We start from the raw sequence: 20,506 nt of genomic DNA on the forward strand, positions 1-20,506 counted from the left end.
CACTTAAAATAATTTAGACGGAGATTTTGTATATTTGTGTGAAATTTATTTTATGACAAATTCTAGAGCTAGAGAAACAACGGAAGCAATTGAAAGATTGTATATTTCTATGAGACACCTCTTTTACAGAGGTTTTTTTAAACCTGCCGGTGTTTCGGGGGAGACGATCAGAAGTTTGTTAAAGACCATCAATCCGGAAATCTACGGAAGTATGAATGTGCCTAGTAAACTCGAACTGAACGGTTTGATGTATGTGCTGGACAGGCTTCCGGAAGGAATTGAAGAATGTGCTTTCATTCATCTTACCTCAGATGAAGGTTTTGATAAAGGAAGTTTCGAACCGATTGTTCCCAAAAAGAGAAGAAGAAACTGCTACAGGATCGATGAACATCAGATGAATATCGAAGTGCTTTTGGGCCGTTCCGAGATCTATGATATTCTTACGCATTTAACTTTCTTATTTATAGAAGCGGATAAGGTAAGAAACCTGGCTTTCATTCAGGATGAAAACTGGAAGCCGACTCGTGCCTTCAAAATCATTGAAGAAGTAGTAAAAGGAGAAAAGAAATTCAGCAGAAAAGAAAAAGAAGTTGCGCTCATTCACCTGTCTTCTCTTATAGGACGGACTTTTGATGAAACTTTAAATGCTTATAATACTTTCGGTGAAGATAATAATCCGGACCGTCTTTTCAAAATCATCTATAATCTTGCTAAAGTGAGTCTTGAGGATGCAAAACAAACCAGAGAGCGTGAAATTCATTTCAGTGCCATATTGAAAGAAAGAGTAGGGCATCATTATTTCGGTGAAAAGTGGGCTCAAAAAGTGAAAGAGGTTTTGTATGAAAACGATCTTCACATGCGTCCGCTCCATATTATTTCAGCCAATATGCATTCGGTGAAAAATATGCTGTATGCCAATGAAGCCCTCAAAAAGAAGGATCATAAGGTCGACTACAAACTTTACGGGGAAATTTCTGATAAAAAAGAGCTTCGCGACAAAGTTTCGAAATATGCGCTTGAGCAAGGGATGATCTATATTAATGATAAGAGCGGAAGTAATATTGATGTTCAGATCATCGACCTCAGCAAAGCCGAACTTAAAAATACGCCTTTTCAGGATATTAAATTCGGAGGCGATGATGTAATCATGGTTTTCGATTATGCTTTCGGAGAGCAGGCTTTTGAAGTAATGGATGAGTTGCTTAGACCTTTTGAGCATAAAGGCGAAGTCTATATGATGAAAGTAAAGTCCGTTTCCATTATGGGTAAAGCAGGAATTCTCGCCGGAGGTAAAGGTGATATCATGATCCCGACCTCACATATTTTTGAAGGAACAGCAGATAATTATCCATTTGAAAATGCCTTAAAAGCGGAAGATTTTAAAGATGATGAATTGCAGGCTTTTGAAGGGCCAATGATTACCGTATTGGGAACTTCACTCCAAAACAGGGATATTCTTTCTTATTTTATGAATACCTCGTGGAAAGCCATCGGACTTGAAATGGAAGGAGCACATTACCAGAAAGCTATTCAGGTGGCGTCTAAGATCAGGCATCATATTACACCGGATCTTTTTGTGATGTATGCTTATTACGCTTCGGATAATCCATTGGAAACAGGGAGTACGCTTTCTTCAGGCGGTTTAGGACTGACAGGAGTGAAGCCTACTTATCTTATTACATTAAGAATATTAGAAAAGATTTTACAAAGCGGAAAGAAAGAAGTTTCTGTGAAAAAATAATTTTTATTATAGAATCTAAATCCCTCAATGTTTCTAAAAACCTTGGGGGATTTTTTATTTACCATGAATTACAAAATTTTGTGCTTAAAATTGTGTTTTTTATTTGAGAAATTTGTGTTTAGAAAACTTATCTTTAAAAAAATTAAAAACAAATGAGCTCAACATCACAATTAGCCAAAAGATTCCGTGAAGTGTTGCTGGATGGTTTATGGATTGCCAATACCAATTTTAAAGATCAGTTATCTAATGTAAATATGGAACAGGCTACCGCTAAAATAGGTTCTCTGAATACCATTGCCATGCTTACTTTTCATATTGATTATTATATTGCCGGACTTATCCATGTTTTTGAAGGCGGAGATCTGGAAATAAGAGATCAGTACAGCTTTGATCTTCCTCCGGTAGAATCTGAAGAACAATGGGAAAATCTAAAGAGCAAATTATGGAAAGATGCCGAAAAATTTGCAGCCTTGCTAGAGCAGATGCCCGATTCTAAAATGAGTGAAGGATTCGTTGATGAAAAATACGGTACGTATCTCAGGAATATTGATGGAATGATTGAACATTGCTATTATCATTTAGGTCAGATTACTTTAATTAAAAAACTGCTTCAACAAAAAGAATCTGCATAATATGTAAATCAGCGGACAAAATTTAACAACTTAAATAATTTTAATCTAAACTTTATGAATAGAATAAAACCTCAACAATAATTACAATTTTTGAGGTTTTTATTTAAATACATATCTTTAGAAAATAAAAAATTTAAATGAAAAGATCTTTTGCAATCCTGTTTGCGTTTATCATTTCTCAGTTTCATGCTCAGCAGGGGCCTTATTATCAGCAGAATGCGAAGTACAAAATGGATATTGATGTTAATGCTGAAAAATTCACTTATGAAGGCAAACAGACACTGGATTATAAAAACAATTCTCCGGACGAACTTAATGTAGTGTATTTTCATCTGTATTGGAATGCCTTTAAGCCTAATTCGATGATGGATCAGAGAGTTGCCGGACAAGGAAAAAGCGGCGATTCAAGATTGCAGAAAGACGGAATTTCCAGACTTACCTCTATCCCGAAAGATCAGGAAGGTGCTCAGAATATTCACTGGATTAAACAAAACGGCAAAACGCTGAAATATGAAATTCAGGAAACGGTTATGAAAGTATATCTGGCCGAGACTATTAAGCCAAATTCTTCAACAACCTTTACATTAGAATGGGATGCCGTGATTCCGCAGCAGATCCGAAGAAGCGGAAGAAACAACAGGGAAGGGGTGGATATGACCATGACCCAGTGGTACCCGAAAATTGCAGAATATGATTATGACGGCTGGGCAACCTTTGATTATATCGGAAGAGAATTTCATGCACCATTCGCGGATTTTGATGTTACCATTAAAATCAACAAAGATTATGTAATCGGAGCAGGAGGAATTCTGGAAAATCCCGAAGATGTAAAAGGGTATGATCCGAATGCAAAAATTAAAGCAGATAAAAATAAAGCAACATGGAAGTGGACTGCTAAAAACATTCTGGATTTCGCCTGGGCTGCAGATAAAGACTACATTGTAAAAAGCTTTGACGTTCCGCAAGGTCCAAAAGTCTTCCTGGTATATCAGAATAACGATAAAACAAAGGTCTGGGAAGAGGCGCAGCCTTATCTTACAAAGTACTACCAGCTAATGAATGCGCGCTTCGGGAAATATGTCTACCCAACATATGCTTTCATTCAGGGTGGTGATGGCGGAATGGAGTACGGCATGTGCACCATGATTTTAGGTGAAGCTCAGGATATTGAAGGCTTGATGGGATTAATGGCCCATGAAGGGGCTCATTCCTGGTACCAGCAGATGTTGGCTACCAACGAACCGATGCGTCCGTGGATGGATGAAGGTTTCACGAGCTATGCAGAAGGATATGTGATGAATCAGTTATTTCCACCGGCACAGGAACTTCCAAATCCTTTCGTGAATTCAATCAACGGCTACAGGAATTTTATTAAAAAAGGAATTGAAGAGCCTGCAGTATGGCTGGGAGATCATCATGACAACGGTACTTCCTATACTTATGCTTCTTACGTAAAAGGGGAACTGTATCTTGTGCAGCTGGGGTATATTATGGGTGAACAGAATTTAACGGAAACCCTGAAGCAGTATTACGATCAATGGGTGCTAAAACATCCTTCCGACAGAGATTTTCTGCATATTGCCCAAAAAGTTTCAGGAATGGATCTGAAGTGGTTTCATCATTACTGGATCAATACAACCAAAACAATAGATTACGGAATCAAAGATGTGAAATACGAAGCAAAATCTACAACCATTACCCTGGTAAATAACGGTCAGGTTCCAATGCCGGTTGATTTTAGCATAATAACGTCTGATAAAAAAGTGATCACCTATCAGATTCCGATGAACATGACCCACACCTGGAAAGGAAAAGATGCTTACGGAGAATTCAAGACAATGCCTTATTGGCCTTGGACCCAAAAGGAATACGTTATTACCGTTCCTTACACAAAATCGCAGTTGTCTGTTTTAGGAATAGATTTCAGTGAAAGAATGGCCGATGTGAATATGAAAGATAATTTTGTTGAAGTGAAATAACGTTTTAACATAGATAAAAAATCCCTGCAGAAAAATTTCTGCAGGGATTTTTATTAAAGCATTTCCTTTCACCATAAAACTTATTTTGAAGATTGTAAGCAGGCTTATATAAAATCATTAAATTTAAAGCCTTAAATAATTAGTGATTCCATTAGACCAAATAAATGAATTCAATAGTAATTAATGTAGGAAACAGCAATATCAGATTCGGTCTTTTTAATGAAGATAACTGCGATATTTCGTGGGTCATCAATACTAAGCCTTACAGAACGGCAGACGAGCTTTATGTTCAGATGCTTATGCTATACCAGACCTATAAAATTCAGCCAAAAGAAATTAATAAGATCATCATGGGTTCTGTAGTGCCTCAGCTCACAAAAATAATGAGTTCGGCTATCAGGAAGATCCATGGGATCAATCCGGTGATTGTCGACAGAAATACTCCATCCGGAGTTCAGGCAAAATCCAAACAGATGGGAACTGATATTTATGCCAATCTGGTAGCGGCCCATAATATGTACCCGGATCGGAAGAAGATTGTGCTGGATTTCGGGACGGCGCTTACAGCAAGCTGTGTTGCAGAAGATGGCGAAACCCTAGGCGTGATTATTGCTCCGGGGATTATTACTGCTCTCAACTCACTCATCAGTCAGACTGCCCAGCTTCCGGAAATTGAGCTGGTGAAACCGAAAACCGTTTTAGGATTGGATACTGTTACCTGTATGCAGAGCGGAATGGTATACGGATTTTTAGGAATGGTGGAAGGTTTTGTAGACAGGATTAATGATGAGGTGGATGATAATTGTTTTGTAGTAGCTACAGGCGGAGTATCCCATGTATATAAACCTTTAACGGATAAAATCCATGTGATGGACAGGCTTCATACGCTGAAAGGACTTTATTTTTTAGGAAAAGATCTGTAAGGCTGATGTTAAGTCTGGTAAGTGTATGCTTAATTCATATACAAGTTTTTGAAGACCTGACTCTAAGCCTTAATCTTAATTCATCATCTCTTTGATCTGAAAAATTCTTTTACAATAGAAGAGCATTCATTTTCCATAATTCCGGTTACGATTTCCGTTTTAGGATGGAGGGTAAGATGTTTGTTGATGAAACCGCGCTGCTCGTCTCTTGCGCCGATTACTACTTTTGAGATCTGTGACCACGAAAGGGCTCCGGAACACATTACACAGGGTTCCAGCGTGACGTACAGCGTACAGTTTTTAAGATATTTTCCGCCAAGAAAATGAGCGGCGGAAGTAATGGCCTGCATCTCCGCATGGGCAGTAACGTCATTCAATGTTTCGGTGAGGTTATGTGCTCTTGCAATGACCCGGTTGTTGGAAACCACCACACAGCCAATCGGAACTTCATCTTTTTCAAGGGCAAGATGCGCTTCGCTGAGCGCCATTTTCATAAAATATTCGTCGGTAAACATGTTAATCTTCAAGTTTCATTGTTAAAGGAAGCCGGAAACGGTATCGCACGGGATTTCCATTGACAACAGCCGGGAAAAATTTCTTTGGAACAGAATATAGGGCAATTTCAGCCTGTCTGTTAAAAGTAAAATTCTCTCCCTGTGCTTCAACATTTGTTATCGTGCCGTCAATTTCTACAATGAAAGCAACAATTGTTTTAATCGTTTTAACCTCAGAATGAACACCTCCCAGATAAAACAGATCGGAAACTTCTTTTCTGAGTTCATTTATGCCTCCGGGATAGTCTGCTGCTTTATCGGTAATTACAGTGGGTACAGCCGAAGCCTGGGAAGATGTATTTGTTTTTATGAGGTGCAGTCTTCCCAGGTCTTCCAGGTTCTTTGTTTTTAATAAAACGCCGGTAAGCGCAACATTTTCTATACTATCCATTTTCTGCATGAAAAGCTGATAATCGCTTTTTATGGAAGCTTTATGGAATTGGTTTGTTTCCGCATCAAATTTTTTCTTGAATTCCTGTCCCAGCATAGAACGATGCTGATTGTAATATTGTTTAACAAGCCTGAAATCTTCAGTCTGCTGGGAAAAACAAAAAGAAGAAATTAAGAAGAAAAAGTATGGAAGCAGGAATTTCACTGTGATATATTTATGTAAATGTAATCAAAAATACAATACATTGTTTACTCTTTCAGATAGCTGTTCAGGGACTCCTGCAGATGGTTGCGTATTTCATCAACTAAAATCTTCGGTTCTAAAACCTGAACTTCTTTTCCGTACGATAAAATTTCCTGCATAAAATCATAGGTAGGATGAAGAAAGAATTCAAAATAGATTTCTTCCGGCGTTTCCTTTATTTCTTTCTGGGATTGGTGAAGCGGAAAACTTTTGATGTACTCGCCCTGATGTCTGCTGCATTTCAGAACAATCTTCTGAGGATTCTGTGCAGTAAGATTCATAACACCGAAAGCATTTTTAAAATGTTCCCTGAAGTTATATTTGTACTTTTCTTTAAATTGTTTATCATTCACATCAAGATAATTAATCCTGTCCAGCCCGAAAGATTTCAGCATTTTATCCTTTGTGTCAATGGCAATGAGGTACCACCGGTCTTTGGATTCTTTTAATGCCAGCGGGTGTACCTTTCTTGAAGTCATCAGTTTATTTTTATAATTATAATGCTCAAAAGAAACAATTCTTTTATTTCTGATGGCAAAAAACAGATCATAAAAATGCTCAACTCCTGTAGGTTTTCTGCTTTCAAAAAAGATAAAATCTGAAAAATCCGGATGAAGATTCAGAGCATTGCTTACCTGGAAAGATTCAAGTAATTTCTGGTTGTATTCATCAACTTCCATGATCGGGCGGCTCTCAATATAATATCTGTTGTCGCCTTTCTTTTTGTTGTGAATGGAAAGGTTAAACAGATCGGAAATTTCCCTTATATCCCGCTGTAGAGTCCGTATCGAATAGCTTTTGATTCCTGCATCCTGAAATTCAAAAGAATTGAGCAGATAGTCTTCCAGTTGAGGATAAGTAGCAGGAGAGCTTTCTAATCTTTTAATGATCAAAGCATATCTTGTCAGGTAAAAATCTTTTTTCATTCGGATATAATTTATGATGCAGTTTCTACGGTTATTAATTTCATGGAACGCTTGCGTTCATGGTTACCTTGTCTGAGACAAATATAAATGCTTAATGCGACAAAATGTGTCGTGTTTTATTTTTGTGGATAAGTTTTAAAAGTCAGCATTGCTTGAAAAGTTTTTATCAATCATAATTTTTCAGACTAATTTACGATATTTCGATAAAATTTATTCAAGGGTTAATGTTTTTAATTGTTTAAAACCAGTGTTTTAACGTGAGGGTGCTGAAGTTGTAAAAGTAGTTATGATTTAAATAAAAAATATGACTACTAAAGAGTTTAAAACGTTCAATATGCCCTGGGAAGCAGTATATGGATATGTTCAGGCAGTTAAGAAAGGAGACACGGTATGGATTTCAGGTCAGCTAGGTCATAATATGGACGGTGTACTTACTGACGGTATGGAAAATCAGTTCAGGCAGACTTATGAGAACATTGGAAAACTACTTTCCGGGTTTGGAATGACTGCAGATGATATAACGGAAGAAGTTATTTATGTGACGGACATGCAGCAGGGCTTTGAGGCAAGAAAAGTTACCGGAAAAGAATTTTATGGTGAAGCATGTATAGTTGCCAGTACAATAGTCGCTGTAAGTGCGCTTGCTTTGCCCGGACAAATGGTAGAAATTAAAATTGTAGCAAGAGGCTAGTATTTTTTAATCTAAAAACATAAAACTCTGCAGTAGCAGGCGCTGCGGAGTTTTATGCTGTTTATGTGAAAGGTTAGGTAGTTTTTATATTTCATCTTCAAGAGTGTCGTTTTCAAAGTCATCCTTGAAAAATGTTTCAATAGCATCAAGGTAGTTTTCATAATCGTTTTCTGCATTCTCGATGTCGCTCCAGTCAATGGTATAAAGGGGGGCATCAGAAACAGTATCGTAATGTTGATTTGGTGTTTCCATAGTATACATGAGATTGGTTATAGTTAATGATAAATTTCTGAAGCTCAGATGATGATAATTTAAGTTTTCATGGTTATTAATTTAATTTCAATGGTTATTTGAATTACCCTGGATTATCATTAAAAATATATTAAGTGAAATCACTTAGTTCAATTTCGTCGCCCATGAGCATAAGGATATCCATTTCAGAAAGTATTGATTTTAGTTTTATAGCTCCCATTTTAAGGTCATTTTCAGACAGGATATACAGCCATACACTCCGGATGAAATCTTCAAAAGGAATACTTTGATCATACATCTGGGTGTGTGTTTGAGCCGTAAGCACCAACAGCTGTTTTACAATCTCCCGGCAGTCATTCATTTTTCTTTCGAAAGGACTCAGAATGGTAAGTATGGTATTTTGAATGTTATAAAGAGCATCTGCTGCTGCCTTGGTCTGGTTTTTCTTGATATTGTTTCCTCTGCCTTCTGTCATTTTTGCAGCTAATATTTTACTTCTGAAACCTGCCATCTCAGAAACTTCACTGATGTTGTAAGTGGATAAAATATCTTCCGAAGCTTTCAGCCAGAGCATAATTTTATCAATAAAATGATGATCTTTTTTTTCAAGTGAAGAAACAATTCCCGGAAATTCCTGCAGCTTCTCCTTAAGTAGGTTTACCAGAATAAATTGCGATTTTCTCATTATTCGGGAATTAGGGTTTCAATGATATTTCCATTAATGTCTTCATATCTTGACCATTCCATTCCGGATTCGCTCACGCTCATTTTTGCATAAATAAGATATTTGGGATCAATGCTCATCAGCTTGCCGGCTTCTACTATAATATCATGTTCCTCTACATTCTCAAGCACTTTTTTAGCCTCAAGAAGCGTGCGGTTTTTGATGCTGTTTTTGAGCGTTTCCGACTTTACTTCACCCCAGGTGAAATTGGGAAGCGTTAAACAATAATCTGTAATATAATCGGGAATGATATAGAAGTCTTTTTCTTTTTCTGGAGTGATGACCTGTATATTGTCTTTTTTCATTTGATAAATAAGGTCATCATAATATATTTCCATGTCTGCCAGGAAAACCCTGAGCTTTTGATCACTTGAAGTATCAGCAGCGTTGTAACCTGTTTTCAAAACTTTGGTGATTTCGTCGTAAGCGAAATCTCTAAGTTTGAGAATGGGCAGTTTTCCTCCCTGTGCAAAAGGAATGGTAAGATCTACTGTTCCTATTTTCATTCTTGGGATTGAAAAATTTTTCAGCATTTCATCCTGTGCATATTCTTTTGCGATCTGTAAGGTCTGAAGATCGGCCATCTTTCGGGAATTGGCAATTTCAGATACAATGCCTCCCAGATATTCATATAATTTTGGCATGATAAATTGTTTAAAATAATAATGGTTGGAAAAAGGATGGCCACCAGAGCAGCCATCCGGAAAATTATTTATTGACTGCGGAAATACTGTCTTCCAACATATCCATAACCCTAGCAAGGCCGGCCGGCAATTCATCATTTACCGCTCTCACATGAACTCCCAGAGTATACGTTCTTTCGGTTGTAGAAGTGCTGGATGAAGTCTTTTTGTACGATGCGGATGCATTAAACTTCACCTTCCAGATTTTTGCGCTTAGGCTTGCGGAACCGCTGAATTCACTGGAAACATTTTGGGTTTCCACTGAGTTTAGTTTTGCGTTAAAATCAATGGTCATCTCATCAATTCTTAAAGCAGGAACAGTAAGCATGGTAAGAAAAGGCACTTTCAGATTAACTTCTGCATCCGTAAAAGGATTGCTGTATATTGCTGGAATAACAGTAGCACTTGCGTCTACTTTTCCTTCTGCTTTTAGTTGCTCAAGAGTTTTCCCGGCATCCGGATTAGGCACCGATTTTTTGTAATTAAAATCTACATATTTCAGTAATTCAGGACCTCCGTTGGTTCCGGGAGTAAAACCAACCTCTTTAATAAAATTGACCTGTGAAATGGAAGCGTCATGCTGTGCTTTCACCGCAGCCTGTAACGGACCGCCGATGTAAACGCTGAAATCTAAACTGTTTAATTCTTGTACTAAATTTGCCATAATGTTTAATGGTTTAAATGGTTAATAAATTGATTATATAGCAGTGCTAGCAAACTGATATTCATGGGTAATACATATCCTGTTCAGCAGGAAGCTGAATAATATTGTTGTCGGATACGTTTGGGAGCTATAGTCCGGGTCGGCTATTGAAATTTCAAATCAAAACTACAATTTGTAGGATTTTTTCATGGTATTTCGTTTTTTGGTTATTGTTTTTAATCTTGATTCAAAAATACCAGGTGAAAGCGACAAAACTTGACGTATAAAATTATTTTTTTAAAATAATTTATAAGGTAAATAACTTATTTTTCCTTTTTATAAGGTAAAAAGCTTATGTTTTGTGTAAGATTAGTTTCTGAACGATTTCATTCAGGATATCACGGTTATCATCAATAAAGCAAAGTCCTGCCTGTATCAGATTCTCAATATTGGATCTCCTTACATTATCCATTGCCGGAGAAGCATTTTTCAATGAGGGATTAAGCCGGTAGTAGTTTTTCTGGTTTTGCTGGTCCAATGTATCAAACATCTGGCAAAGCTGATAATCTACTGTTTCTGCATTGGCAGACATTAAGATATCAATGATAGGATTTACCCAGCTTATCTTTCCTGCCTTTTCCAATTTTCTGAAGGAATAAGATTTTGATTCAATACCTGTCCCGATGGAGATAACGATCATATCATTCACCGCAGGATGATTGGTTTTCTGTTGATCCTTTAAAATCTCTGCAAAAGGAATTTTCCGGGCTTCCGCATAAGCACAGAGCGATGGATTATTGGCAAACATGCCGCCATCAATCAGGCTGAAAATTTGTCCATATAAAGACTTGATCTGAACCGGTGAAAAATATGTAGGCGCCGCTGAGGTTGCCCTGCAGACATCTTTTACATAAAAATTATCTGTATTAATCCGGGCTTTCCAGGAGTTAAAGAGTTTCGCTCTTCTGTTTTCGATATCATAGCTCGTTATTAAACACGGTTTTATCAGTTCCTTTAATTCTAAACTTCCAAAAAAGTCATTAAGGTTTTTTTCGAGTGCTTCCTGGGAGATTTTTTCATTAATCAATCCAAAGGGATTGACCAGCCTTTCCCAAAAAGAAACCTGAAATATGTCGCCACCTTTTTCAGCATAAAGCTCCAGCCCTTTTTGGATGGAATATTTTGCTTTTCGGTGTTCATTGGGACATAGAATAATAGATGCAATCAGACCTCCTGTACTGCTTCCGGCAACAAAGTCAAAATAATCACCGAGTTTGGCTCCCGGCTTATCATAAATCTGCAGCTGTTCTTCTATGTAACGCAGAATAATGCAGGTGATAATTCCCCTGATTCCGCCCCCGTCCAAAGAAAGAATGGTTGTCTTTTTCATTTGATTTTACTTTTTTTGGAGAAAACCAGTCAGCTAAAGACAATAAAAACCAATAGACTTTTAAAAATGGCTATTGGTTTTTTTTATTATTTAGAGATGGTTTGGTGTTTCTCTCAAAGCAAAAGTAGTACGGGAAAGCGACAGAACTTGTCGTGTTAAAATAATTTTTCAAACAAAGGAGAATTAAAATGCCACATAGTCCTCTTTATCGCGCTTCATTTTAATGAGTTTTCGCCAGCTTGTTTTTATAATTCCTTTTTCGGTAAGAATTTCCTTTTTTTCAAAGTGTGGGAGATCTTTGAAGGTCTTCCAGTTACCACCCCACTCCCAGCCGTATTTAGCAAAAATTTTCACACATTCGTACCAATCGGCTACCTTGTCATTATCCCAGTCTTTGGCTGTATCCCAGCTGGCTGTTTTACCATCAATCATCATACAGATGTCAACGGCCAGTCCATAATTGTGAATGCTTTGCCCGGCTTTGGCATTGGTCACTTTTTTTCCTGAGGTAATTCTTCCAATGGCGTAGAGTTTTTCCTGTTCTTCAAAACTTCTCAGCCCTTGCGTAATTCTTACTTTTGCTCTCCCGGTTAAGGCCTCATTGCAATCTTTAATAATCTGTTTTACTTCTTCCCGCACGAAAGGATGGAGCTTTTCAATTCTTTGTAATGTTACTTTATCCATATTAATAATTTAGCGTTTTGGAAAACAAAATTATAGGTCTGTAGCGACAAAACTTGACGTATTAAAATAAATTTAAACATCTGTTTATCAGTAATTTAAATTTAATGTTAAAATTTATATTAAACATAATATTATGATTTAAAAGTTATAATTTTGCGTATTGAATTGTCCCGTTTTTCATTATGTATGCTCTGGTAGACTGTAATAATTTCTTTGTTTCCTGCGAACGAACCCTAGATCCGGCGCTTGAAAATAAGCCCGTTGTTGTGCTTTCCAACAACGACGGATGCGTGGTGTCCCGAAGCAGAGAGGCCAAGGATCTGGGCATTCCTATGGCTGCGCCGGCTTTTAAATATAAAGAACTGTTCAAAGAGCATGACGTGAAAAGTTTTTCTGCAAAATTTGAATTGTATAATTTTAAAAGCCAGCAGGTTATTGAGATTGCAAAATCATATGTACTGGATTATGAAGTATACAGTATTGATGAGTTATTTTTAGACTTTACAGGGTTTAAATACATCAATATCCATGATTATTGTATTGAAATCAAGAACAGGATCGGGAAGGAAGCGAATATTCCGGTAAGTATTGGCATCGCTCCTACAAAAACTTTATGCAAAGTCGCCAATAGAATTGTAAAAAAATATCCGGATAATTTTGATGGTGTGTTTATAATGGATTCATCCGAAAAAATCGAGAAAGCTTTAAAGTGGTTAGATATTGGAGATGTGTGGGGAATCGGCCGCAGGCTTGCCATAAAAATGCATGATAACGGCGTTCATAAAGCATGGGATTTGCTTCAGAAACCGGAAATGTGGGTGCGTAAAATAATGGGAATCCACGGCGTAAGGATGATCAATGAGCTTAAAGGAATCCGACAGCTGGAACTGGATGCTCCCTCTCCGAAAAAATCTATTGCCGTAACCAGAAGCTTTATGGAGATGCTTACCAAAAAGGAAGATGTACGCGAAAGGGTGGAAACCTTCGGGATGTACTGTTCGGAACGATTGCGGAAGCAGAACACATGTTGTAAAATGGTAACGGTTTTTGTACAGACCAACCGTTTCCGAAAAGATTTGCCGGAATACAAAAATGCCATCACACGGGTTCTTCCCAATCCTACCAATTCTTCTATCTTGATAGGAAGAGTGGTAAATGAACTATTTGAGGCTGTTTTCAAAGAAGGATTTCATTATAAAAAAGCGGGAGTGATCGTTAATGATTTTGTCCCTGAAGACCAGAGATTGATTAACTTGTTCGAAGAAGACACCCAAAACCAACATTTACCGGTTATGAAAGCGATGGATGCGATGAATAAGAAATTCGGGAAAGATAAAGTACGACTGGGAAGCATGAGCGGAGAAAATACTTACGGAAGAAAGCAGTTATCCCCGGAATATGAGGCTTTTCTTAAGAACAATACTTTTACGGAAGCCAATTTCAGATTCCATTAGTCAGCAAATAATTGTACGGTTTCATTCACAAGGAACTTTACCTGATCCGGTCTTCCGCGGTCATTTTTCGGAAGATTGTTGTAGCTTCCTGTTTTTACGATAACCATATTGTGTTCAGGAACCATGATGATGTATTGTCCCTGCAGCCCTAAAAAATAATAGTGTTTAATGGGATTGTCATCATTGATCCAGAATCCCATTCCGTAAATTTCTTCAGATTTTTTCGTCGGGGTGCGCATCTGATTAATAAAATCAGGATTCAGGATTTGTTGGTCTCCTGCTTTTCCGTTATTCAGGAATAACTGTCCCAGCTTTGCGAAATCCCGGGTTGTAGCATGGATGCAGCAGTAGGTTTTTTCCATCCCGCTTTCGTCGGTGCTCCATTCTGCCTGATGTTCCATTCCGAGCGGAATCCATATTTTTTCAGATAAATAGCTCGCAAGAGTCTGGCTGACCGCTTTTCTCACAGCAAAACCCAAAAGTTGGGTAGAACCGCTTTGGTATTCAAACTTTTCTCCGGGATGTTGCTTGAATTTTCTTGAAAAGGTAGCTTTTATAAGGCTTCTCCCATAATATGCTTTTGCGTTTGGCAGAAATGGATTTTTATAGTTTTCTTCCCAGTTAAGTCCGGATTCCATTTGTGCCAGATTTCTCAGTGTCAAACTTTCTGTAAACTTCTTATTTCTGAATTCATCAAAATAATCAGAAAATTTATTGTCAATACTGTTGATTTTTCCTTCTTCAATCGCTTTTCCTAAAAGCATCACGGTAACTGCTTTTGCCATGGAGAAAGAATTGGTTTTTGATAATGCATTGTAGCCGTTCCAGTATTGTTCATGGATGATTTTGCCGTTTTTTACAACAAGAAAAGAAGCAGTATTGGAGTGAATCAAATCATCAACTATATTTTTAGGTAATGGGATTTTGTTATAATCCGCATGTTTTTCCCAGGGAACAGGATTTCCAGCCGCAATCAGATTGTAGGAGAAAAATTTGCCATCATCAATATGGGCGCTCATTTTTCCTTTCAGATAGGTTTTTGAAATTCCGTTAAAAATATAACTGTAACCTGAAAGATAAAAAAGTACTGCGGCAATTACAATAAATGTAACAAAATAAATAAGAATTGTCATATCAATAGATCTTGAAACAAATGTAAGCTAAATTTGAAAATATCATATAGAATGACATTTTAACAAAAAATAAGCCCTGATTTCTCAAGGCTTTTCATTTATATTTTTGAAAGTAAATTTCTGAAGTTGGTCTTTTCATCAATGATTCTTCTCAACTCTGAAACAGGAACCCGTTCCTGCTGCATCGTATCCCTGTCTCTGATCGTTACGGTGTGATCCGTTAATGAATCGTGATCAATCGTAATACAGTAAGGCGTTCCTATGGCATCCTGTCTTCTGTAACGTTTTCCGATGGCATCTTTTTCTTCGTAGAATAAATTGAAATCGTATTTCAGGTCGTTGAAGATCTGCTCGGCATATTCTGCTAGACCATCTCTCTTCATTAACGGAAGAATAGCAGCTTTAATCGGTGCTAAAGCCGGTGGTAATGATAAAACTGTTCTTTCGGAACCGTCTTCCAATACTTCGTCTTTTAAGCAATGAGAGAAAATGGAAAGAAATAATCTGTCCAGACCTACAGAAGTTTCTACTACGTAAGGAACATAGTTTTCGTTTCTTTCCGGATCGAAGAATTGTAATTTTCTTCCTGAATGTTTTTCATGAGCCTTTAAATCGAAATCCGTTCTGGAGTGAATACCTTCAAGTTCTTTGAAACCGAACGGGAAATTAAACTCAATATCAGCCGCAGCATTCGCATAGTGCGCCAGCTTTTCGTGATCGTGGAATCTGTAATTTTCATCACCTAATCCTAAAGCTAAGTGCCAGTTCAGACGTTTTTGCTTCCACTGTTCATAGAATTCCAATTCTGTTCCCGGAGCCACGAAGAACTGCATTTCCATCTGTTCAAATTCACGCATTCTGAAAATAAACTGTCTTGCAACGATCTCATTTCTGAATGCTTTACCGATCTGTGCAATCCCAAAAGGAAGCCTGTGTCGTGATGTTTTCTGAACATTCAAAAAGTTAACGAAAATACCCTGAGCGGTTTCCGGTCTTAAATAAAGGTCCATCGCAGAATCTGCGGAAGCACCGAGTTTCGTCCCGAACATCAGGTTAAATTGTCTCACTTCCGTCCAGTTTTTAGAACCGGTATCGGGATCGGCAATTTCCAGCTCTTCAATTAACGCTTTTACATCGGCAAGGTCTTCATTTTCCAGAGATTTTGCTAATCTTGAAAGAATGGCTTCTCTTTTGGCTCTGTATTCCAGTATTTTAGGATTGGTGGCCACAAACTGATCTTTATCAAATGATTCTCCGAATCTTTTGGCTGCTTTTTCAATTTCCTTTTTTTCTTTATCCTCAATCTTGGCGCAGTAATCTTCCACCAAAGTATCTGCTCTGAAACGTTTTTTAGAATCTTTATTGTCAATCAATGGATCATTGAAAGCGTCTACGTGGCCCGATGCCTTCCATGTTGTAGGGTGCATCAGGATTGCTGAATCAATGCCGACAATATTTTCATTAAGCTGTACCATGGCTTTCCACCAGTACTGCTTGATATTATTTTTGAGTTCGGCACCGTTCTGTCCATAATCATAAACAGCGGATAAACCATCGTAGATCTCACTCGAAGGGAAAATAAAACCATATTCTTTAGCGTGAGAAATCACTTTCTTGAAAACATCTTCTTGTTTTGCCATATTTTTAACGTCTGAAGTTGCAAAAATAGTGAAAAACCCGGAAGTTGGAAGTGAGAATACAGAAGTTTTTATAACGCAGGATTTTAGGAGTCGGGAACCTGCTTTCGCTACTCGCTATTTTCCGGGATTTAGGCGGCGCGGCGAAGCCGCGCTGCCTAAATCCCGGAAAATGAGCTCAGACATGCCGCTCAATCAGGACTAGGATCGCAAACTTCAAACAACCCTCACAGGTTTTAAAACCCGTTAGGATTAATAGAAATTCTCTACTTTTGCCGGATGCTAGAAATTCTTTACCGAGATGAACATCTTATTGCGATCAATAAACCCAGCGGATTATTGGTTCATAAATCTTTTTATTCCGGAGAAGCGGATACCTATGCCATTCAGGAATTAAAAAAGCAGATCGGGCAAAAAGTGTATCCGGTACACCGTTTAGACCGGAAAACTTCGGGTGTCTTGCTGTTTACTTTGGATAGAGAGACATTGAGAATCATGAGCGATCAGTTTGCCACGAGGGAAGTAGAGAAAAAATATATTGCAATTCTGCGGGGCTGGGCCAAAGAAGAAGAAACCATTGATTATGACCTGGTCAATGAAAATGAAGTGACGCAGAATGCTGTTACCTACTACCGTCGCCTGCAGACTTCGGAAATAGACTTGCCTTTTCTAAAACATCAGACCTCAAGATACTGTCTGGTTGAAGCAACTCCTGAAACAGGAAGGTTCCATCAGTTGAGGAAGCATTTTAAACATATTTTACATCCTATTTTAGGCTGCCGGAAACACGGCTGTAATAAGCAGAATAAGTTGTGGCTTCAGACATTTGGCATCAGTAAAATGACGCTGCATGCCCATCAGCTGGCATTTAATCATCCGATTTCCGGCGAGAAAATAACAGTCAATGCTACAATAGATAATGATTTTAAAAAAATTGGAGATATTCTGCACCTGGATTTGAGTGCCTATTCTTAACATGCAGTTTATCATCCTGGAAGGATCTAAACAAAACATTAATGCTTTCAGTTCCTATGGAATCACAAATTGGGCTAATTTCATACTATTGAATAAGCGACTGCAATCCTAGCCCCGATTGCAATGAAAATCCTTTTTGAAAAAAAGATTGTAATGGAAAGCGGGAAATAGCTCTTGAAAATTATTTGACAACTTTATTGTACTAAAAGTGTTTAAATATATTGTTAATATTTCGTTGATTACGAATTCAAGATTAAAATAAATCCAGCAGCTGTTATAGACAGTATATATATTTTTTTTTTTCATTAATATCACAGGTTAATGGAACATTAATTTTAAAATGAGTATTTTTGTAAAACTTTTTTTTAATGTACAAATCGCTCATTCGCCCGATTCTTTTCAAATTTGATCCTGAAGAAGTTCATCATTTTACTTTTGCAATGCTGAAAAATTTCGGATTTCTCACTAAATTATTTTTACCGAAACCTATTGAAGACAAACGTCTGGAAAGAGAAGTCTTTGGATTGAAATTTAAAAATCCTGTCGGGTTGGCTGCGGGTTTTGATAAGAACGCCGTTTTATTTAATGAATTGGGAGATCTGGGTTTCGGATTTGTAGAAATAGGTACGGTTACGCCGAGAGCACAAGCCGGGAATCCTAAGAAGAGGCTTTTCCGTTTAATAGAAGATGGCGGAATCATCAACAGAATGGGGTTCAATAACGACGGACTGGAAGCTGCCATCGGAAAACTGAAAGGTAACAAAGGGAAAATCATCATCGGCGGGAACATCGGTAAAAATACAGACACCACACCGGACAACTATACCCAAGATTACCTGGAGTGTTTTGAAGGTCTTCATCCTTATGTAGATTATTTTGTGCTGAATGTAAGCTGTCCGAATGTAGGAAGCCACGCCAAGCTGGAAGATGTAGAGTATCTGAGGGAGTTAATTACCGAAGTAAAAAAAATCAACCAGTCAAAAGCTGTACAAAAACCTATATTACTGAAAATTGCTCCGGATCTGAATAACAATCAACTTGATGAAATCATTGATCTGATCTCAGAAACGAAAATTGACGGAATTGTAGTTTCCAATACATCGGTTAACAGGGAAGGTTTGAAAACATCACCGGAAGTGTTGGCACAGATCGGAAACGGTGGTCTCAGCGGAAAACCGATTCGCGAGCGAAGTACGAAAATGATTAAATATCTCTCCGATAAAAGCAACAGATCTTTCCCGATTATTGGTGTTGGAGGAATTCATTCGGCAAAAGATGCCCTGGAAAAACTGGATGCTGGAGCAACGCTGGTGCAGCTGTATACAGGATTTATTTATGAAGGGCCGGAATTGATCAATGATATTAATAAAGCGCTTTTAACACGGGCAAGCAGAATTTCAAGATAAAATTAAGAAGAGGGTTTATGAACTCTCTTTTTTATTGTTTTAAAGAAAAAAATGTGCAATCGTATAAATAACCAGTCCGACCAGTCCTCCCACTAAAGTTCCGTTCACCCGGATGAACTGAAGGTCTTTCCCCACTTCCAGTTCCAGTTTTTCACTGAGCTCTTTTCCCTGCCAGTTTCCTACAGTGGAACTGATGAGGTTTCCAAACTGATGCGTATTTCTAAGAATATACTTATAAGCCGTTACCCGAATCCAGTCATCAATCTTATTCTGAAGGTTTGCGTCCGTTTTCAAATTTTCGGAGAATTCATTCAGGTTTTTAGAAATATATTTTTTTAAAGAAGAATCTTCTTCCTGAAGTTCGTTTTTCAATGTATTTTTGATGGAAACCCAGATGTCATTGGAGTATTCGTTCAATTTATCGCCTTTCAGAAGGTCGTTTTTAATAATTTTAAATTCTTCCTCCCATTTCGGGTCTTCTTTCAGGTCAACGGAAAAATCATGAATTTTTTGGGTAATCAGGTTCCTGATTTCATGTCGCGGATCTTCTTCAATTTCCCTGAAAAAGTCTGAAAGACCTGTGGCGATTTTATCAGCAATTTTATTATCAACAAAAGAAGGAATAAAAGTATAACTTCCTTTTTTTACCCGCTCTTTAATGAGTTCATCATTTTCAAGAATATAATTTTTGATCTGTGCCGAAAGATTGGTTACCATTCTCTGATGGTCATTTTTCTCAATAATATAATCAATCCCGTTTCCTACGATTTTATTAAGTTTGATATCATCGGTCATTTCCTGAACTTTTTTACTGATGAACTGGCTTACGGCAGTATCGTCAAGCTTATTGAGAATATCCAGAACAATATCCGAAAGATTTTTAATGAGGATCTCCTGGTTTTTTTCCTTTGAAAGCCATTCACCCACAAAGCCTGAAATTTTCAGCTTCATCATGTAAGGTCTGATATTCTGTGGAGAAAGAAAATTGCTCACCACGAAACTGCCGAGATTATCACCCAGTCGCTCCTTGCTGTTTTCAATAAGGTTGGTGTGAGGAATGGGTAATCCCAACGGATGACGAAAAAGCGCAGTAACCGCAAACCAGTCGGCAAGCGCACCTACCATGGCTGCCTCAGAAAAAGCCCGTACGTAACCTACCCAGTGGGAATCTACGTTTTTTTGGAGAAGAGTGGTGGCAATAAAAATGGCCGCCATCAAAAGGAACAGTCCTGTGGCAAATGCTTTGTATTTTCTTAATTGTTTTCTTTTGGCCTCATCATTCATATTCTCAAATTTAGTACATTTGGTATATATTTTTTACCACAAAAGTCACAAAAGAATTTTCAAGATATTCAAAGTTGAAATATTTCTGCTGAAGTACACACTAGATTTTTATATACTGTGAAATTCACCAGGATCAATTTTGGCTAAAAACTTTTATAATT

Annotated in this window: 20 protein-coding genes; 8 read left to right on the top strand and 12 right to left on the bottom strand. The window is 37.7% G+C overall.

The features are described from left to right. Positions 1 to 52 precede the first annotated feature (52 nt). The 4 genes from U9K52_RS11285 to U9K52_RS11300 all read left to right on the top strand — a co-directional run bounded on the left by U9K52_RS11285 (position 53) and on the right by U9K52_RS11300 (position 5,275). Positions 53 to 1,741: a DUF6909 family protein gene (locus U9K52_RS11285; RefSeq protein WP_248389588.1), complete on the top strand. Its 1,689-nt coding sequence runs from the start codon at positions 53 to 55 to the stop codon at positions 1,739 to 1,741. Between the two features lie 152 nt (positions 1,742 to 1,893). Next, positions 1,894 to 2,373, top strand: a complete 480-nt coding sequence (locus U9K52_RS11290; RefSeq protein ID WP_322926558.1) for a hypothetical protein — start codon at positions 1,894 to 1,896, stop codon at positions 2,371 to 2,373. A gap of 137 nt (positions 2,374 to 2,510) precedes the next feature. Continuing rightward, a complete protein-coding gene (locus tag U9K52_RS11295) occupies positions 2,511 to 4,352 on the top strand; it encodes a M1 family metallopeptidase (protein ID WP_322926560.1) in 1,842 nt (613 codons plus the stop codon). A 164-nt stretch (positions 4,353 to 4,516) separates the two neighbouring features. Next, positions 4,517 to 5,275 (top strand): type III pantothenate kinase, encoded by a 759-nt coding sequence (locus U9K52_RS11300; RefSeq protein ID WP_322926562.1) that lies wholly within the window; start codon positions 4,517 to 4,519, stop codon positions 5,273 to 5,275. 83 nt (positions 5,276 to 5,358) lie between these two features. Here U9K52_RS11300 and U9K52_RS11305 read toward each other — a convergent pair whose 3' ends face one another. The 3 genes from U9K52_RS11305 to U9K52_RS11315 are packed head-to-tail and all read right to left on the bottom strand — an operon-like array spanning position 5,359 to position 7,389. Further along, the gene (locus tag U9K52_RS11305; protein ID WP_248394977.1) at positions 5,359 to 5,790 is read right to left on the bottom strand and encodes a nucleoside deaminase; all 432 of its coding nucleotides are present in this window, start codon (positions 5,788 to 5,790) and stop codon (positions 5,359 to 5,361) included. Between the two features lies 1 nt (position 5,791). Further along, complete coding sequence (locus U9K52_RS11310) at positions 5,792 to 6,424, bottom strand: energy transducer TonB (protein ID WP_263601787.1); 633 nt, start codon at positions 6,422 to 6,424, stop codon at positions 5,792 to 5,794. 44 nt (positions 6,425 to 6,468) lie between these two features. Then, complete coding sequence (locus U9K52_RS11315) at positions 6,469 to 7,389, bottom strand: helix-turn-helix transcriptional regulator (protein WP_248389598.1); 921 nt, start codon at positions 7,387 to 7,389, stop codon at positions 6,469 to 6,471. A gap of 304 nt (positions 7,390 to 7,693) precedes the next feature. On the opposite strand from U9K52_RS11315, the gene U9K52_RS11320 reads away from it, so the two are divergent. Continuing rightward, complete coding sequence (locus U9K52_RS11320) at positions 7,694 to 8,080, top strand: Rid family hydrolase (protein WP_322926564.1); 387 nt, start codon at positions 7,694 to 7,696, stop codon at positions 8,078 to 8,080. A gap of 84 nt (positions 8,081 to 8,164) precedes the next feature. Here the strand turns inward: U9K52_RS11320 and U9K52_RS11325 are convergent, their stop codons facing one another. The 6 genes from U9K52_RS11325 to U9K52_RS11350 form a co-directional block, all read right to left on the bottom strand. Next, positions 8,165 to 8,332, bottom strand: coding sequence for a hypothetical protein (locus U9K52_RS11325; protein WP_322926565.1), 168 nt, complete (start codon positions 8,330 to 8,332; stop codon positions 8,165 to 8,167). A gap of 130 nt (positions 8,333 to 8,462) precedes the next feature. Next, entirely contained in the window at positions 8,463 to 9,017 is a 555-nt protein-coding gene (locus tag U9K52_RS11330; protein ID WP_322926567.1) for a hypothetical protein, read from the bottom strand. After that, positions 9,017 to 9,700 (bottom strand): hypothetical protein, encoded by a 684-nt coding sequence (locus U9K52_RS11335; RefSeq protein ID WP_263601783.1) that lies wholly within the window; start codon positions 9,698 to 9,700, stop codon positions 9,017 to 9,019. The genes U9K52_RS11330 and U9K52_RS11335 overlap by 1 nt, the downstream gene beginning before the upstream one ends. Before the next feature lie 64 nt (positions 9,701 to 9,764). Further along, positions 9,765 to 10,403 (bottom strand): DUF2589 domain-containing protein, encoded by a 639-nt coding sequence (locus tag U9K52_RS11340; protein WP_263601782.1) that lies wholly within the window; start codon positions 10,401 to 10,403, stop codon positions 9,765 to 9,767. 331 nt (positions 10,404 to 10,734) lie between these two features. Continuing rightward, positions 10,735 to 11,772, bottom strand: a complete 1,038-nt coding sequence (locus U9K52_RS11345; protein ID WP_263601781.1) for a patatin-like phospholipase family protein — start codon at positions 11,770 to 11,772, stop codon at positions 10,735 to 10,737. Between the two features lie 183 nt (positions 11,773 to 11,955). Further along, complete coding sequence (locus U9K52_RS11350) at positions 11,956 to 12,456, bottom strand: M15 family metallopeptidase (RefSeq protein ID WP_248389612.1); 501 nt, start codon at positions 12,454 to 12,456, stop codon at positions 11,956 to 11,958. A gap of 182 nt (positions 12,457 to 12,638) precedes the next feature. On the opposite strand from U9K52_RS11350, the gene U9K52_RS11355 reads away from it, so the two are divergent. Next, complete coding sequence (locus tag U9K52_RS11355) at positions 12,639 to 13,910, top strand: Y-family DNA polymerase (RefSeq protein WP_263601780.1); 1,272 nt, start codon at positions 12,639 to 12,641, stop codon at positions 13,908 to 13,910. On the opposite strand, the gene U9K52_RS11360 is transcribed toward U9K52_RS11355, so the two are convergent. Continuing rightward, a complete protein-coding gene (locus tag U9K52_RS11360) occupies positions 13,907 to 15,043 on the bottom strand; it encodes a serine hydrolase (RefSeq protein WP_322926569.1) in 1,137 nt (378 codons plus the stop codon). The genes U9K52_RS11355 and U9K52_RS11360 overlap by 4 nt on opposite strands. Positions 15,044 to 15,141: 98 nt before the next feature. Further along, entirely contained in the window at positions 15,142 to 16,683 is a 1,542-nt protein-coding gene (locus U9K52_RS11365) for a glycine--tRNA ligase (RefSeq protein ID WP_322926570.1), read from the bottom strand. Between the two features lie 276 nt (positions 16,684 to 16,959). Here U9K52_RS11365 and U9K52_RS11370 point away from each other — a divergent pair, with 276 nt between their 5' ends. Both U9K52_RS11370 and U9K52_RS11375 read left to right on the top strand, forming a co-directional pair. Further along, positions 16,960 to 17,655: a pseudouridine synthase gene (locus U9K52_RS11370; protein WP_263601777.1), complete on the top strand. Its 696-nt coding sequence runs from the start codon at positions 16,960 to 16,962 to the stop codon at positions 17,653 to 17,655. A 368-nt stretch (positions 17,656 to 18,023) separates the two neighbouring features. Continuing rightward, positions 18,024 to 19,061, top strand: coding sequence for a quinone-dependent dihydroorotate dehydrogenase (locus tag U9K52_RS11375; RefSeq protein ID WP_263601776.1), 1,038 nt, complete (start codon positions 18,024 to 18,026; stop codon positions 19,059 to 19,061). A 39-nt stretch (positions 19,062 to 19,100) separates the two neighbouring features. Here the strand turns inward: U9K52_RS11375 and U9K52_RS11380 are convergent, their stop codons facing one another. Continuing rightward, positions 19,101 to 20,345, bottom strand: a complete 1,245-nt coding sequence (locus U9K52_RS11380; RefSeq protein WP_322926572.1) for a DUF445 domain-containing protein — start codon at positions 20,343 to 20,345, stop codon at positions 19,101 to 19,103. Positions 20,346 to 20,506: the final 161 nt, after the last annotated feature.

Source organism: Chryseobacterium sp. MHB01, assembly GCF_034651565.1.
GTDB lineage: Bacteria > Bacteroidota > Bacteroidia > Flavobacteriales > Weeksellaceae > Chryseobacterium > Chryseobacterium nepalense.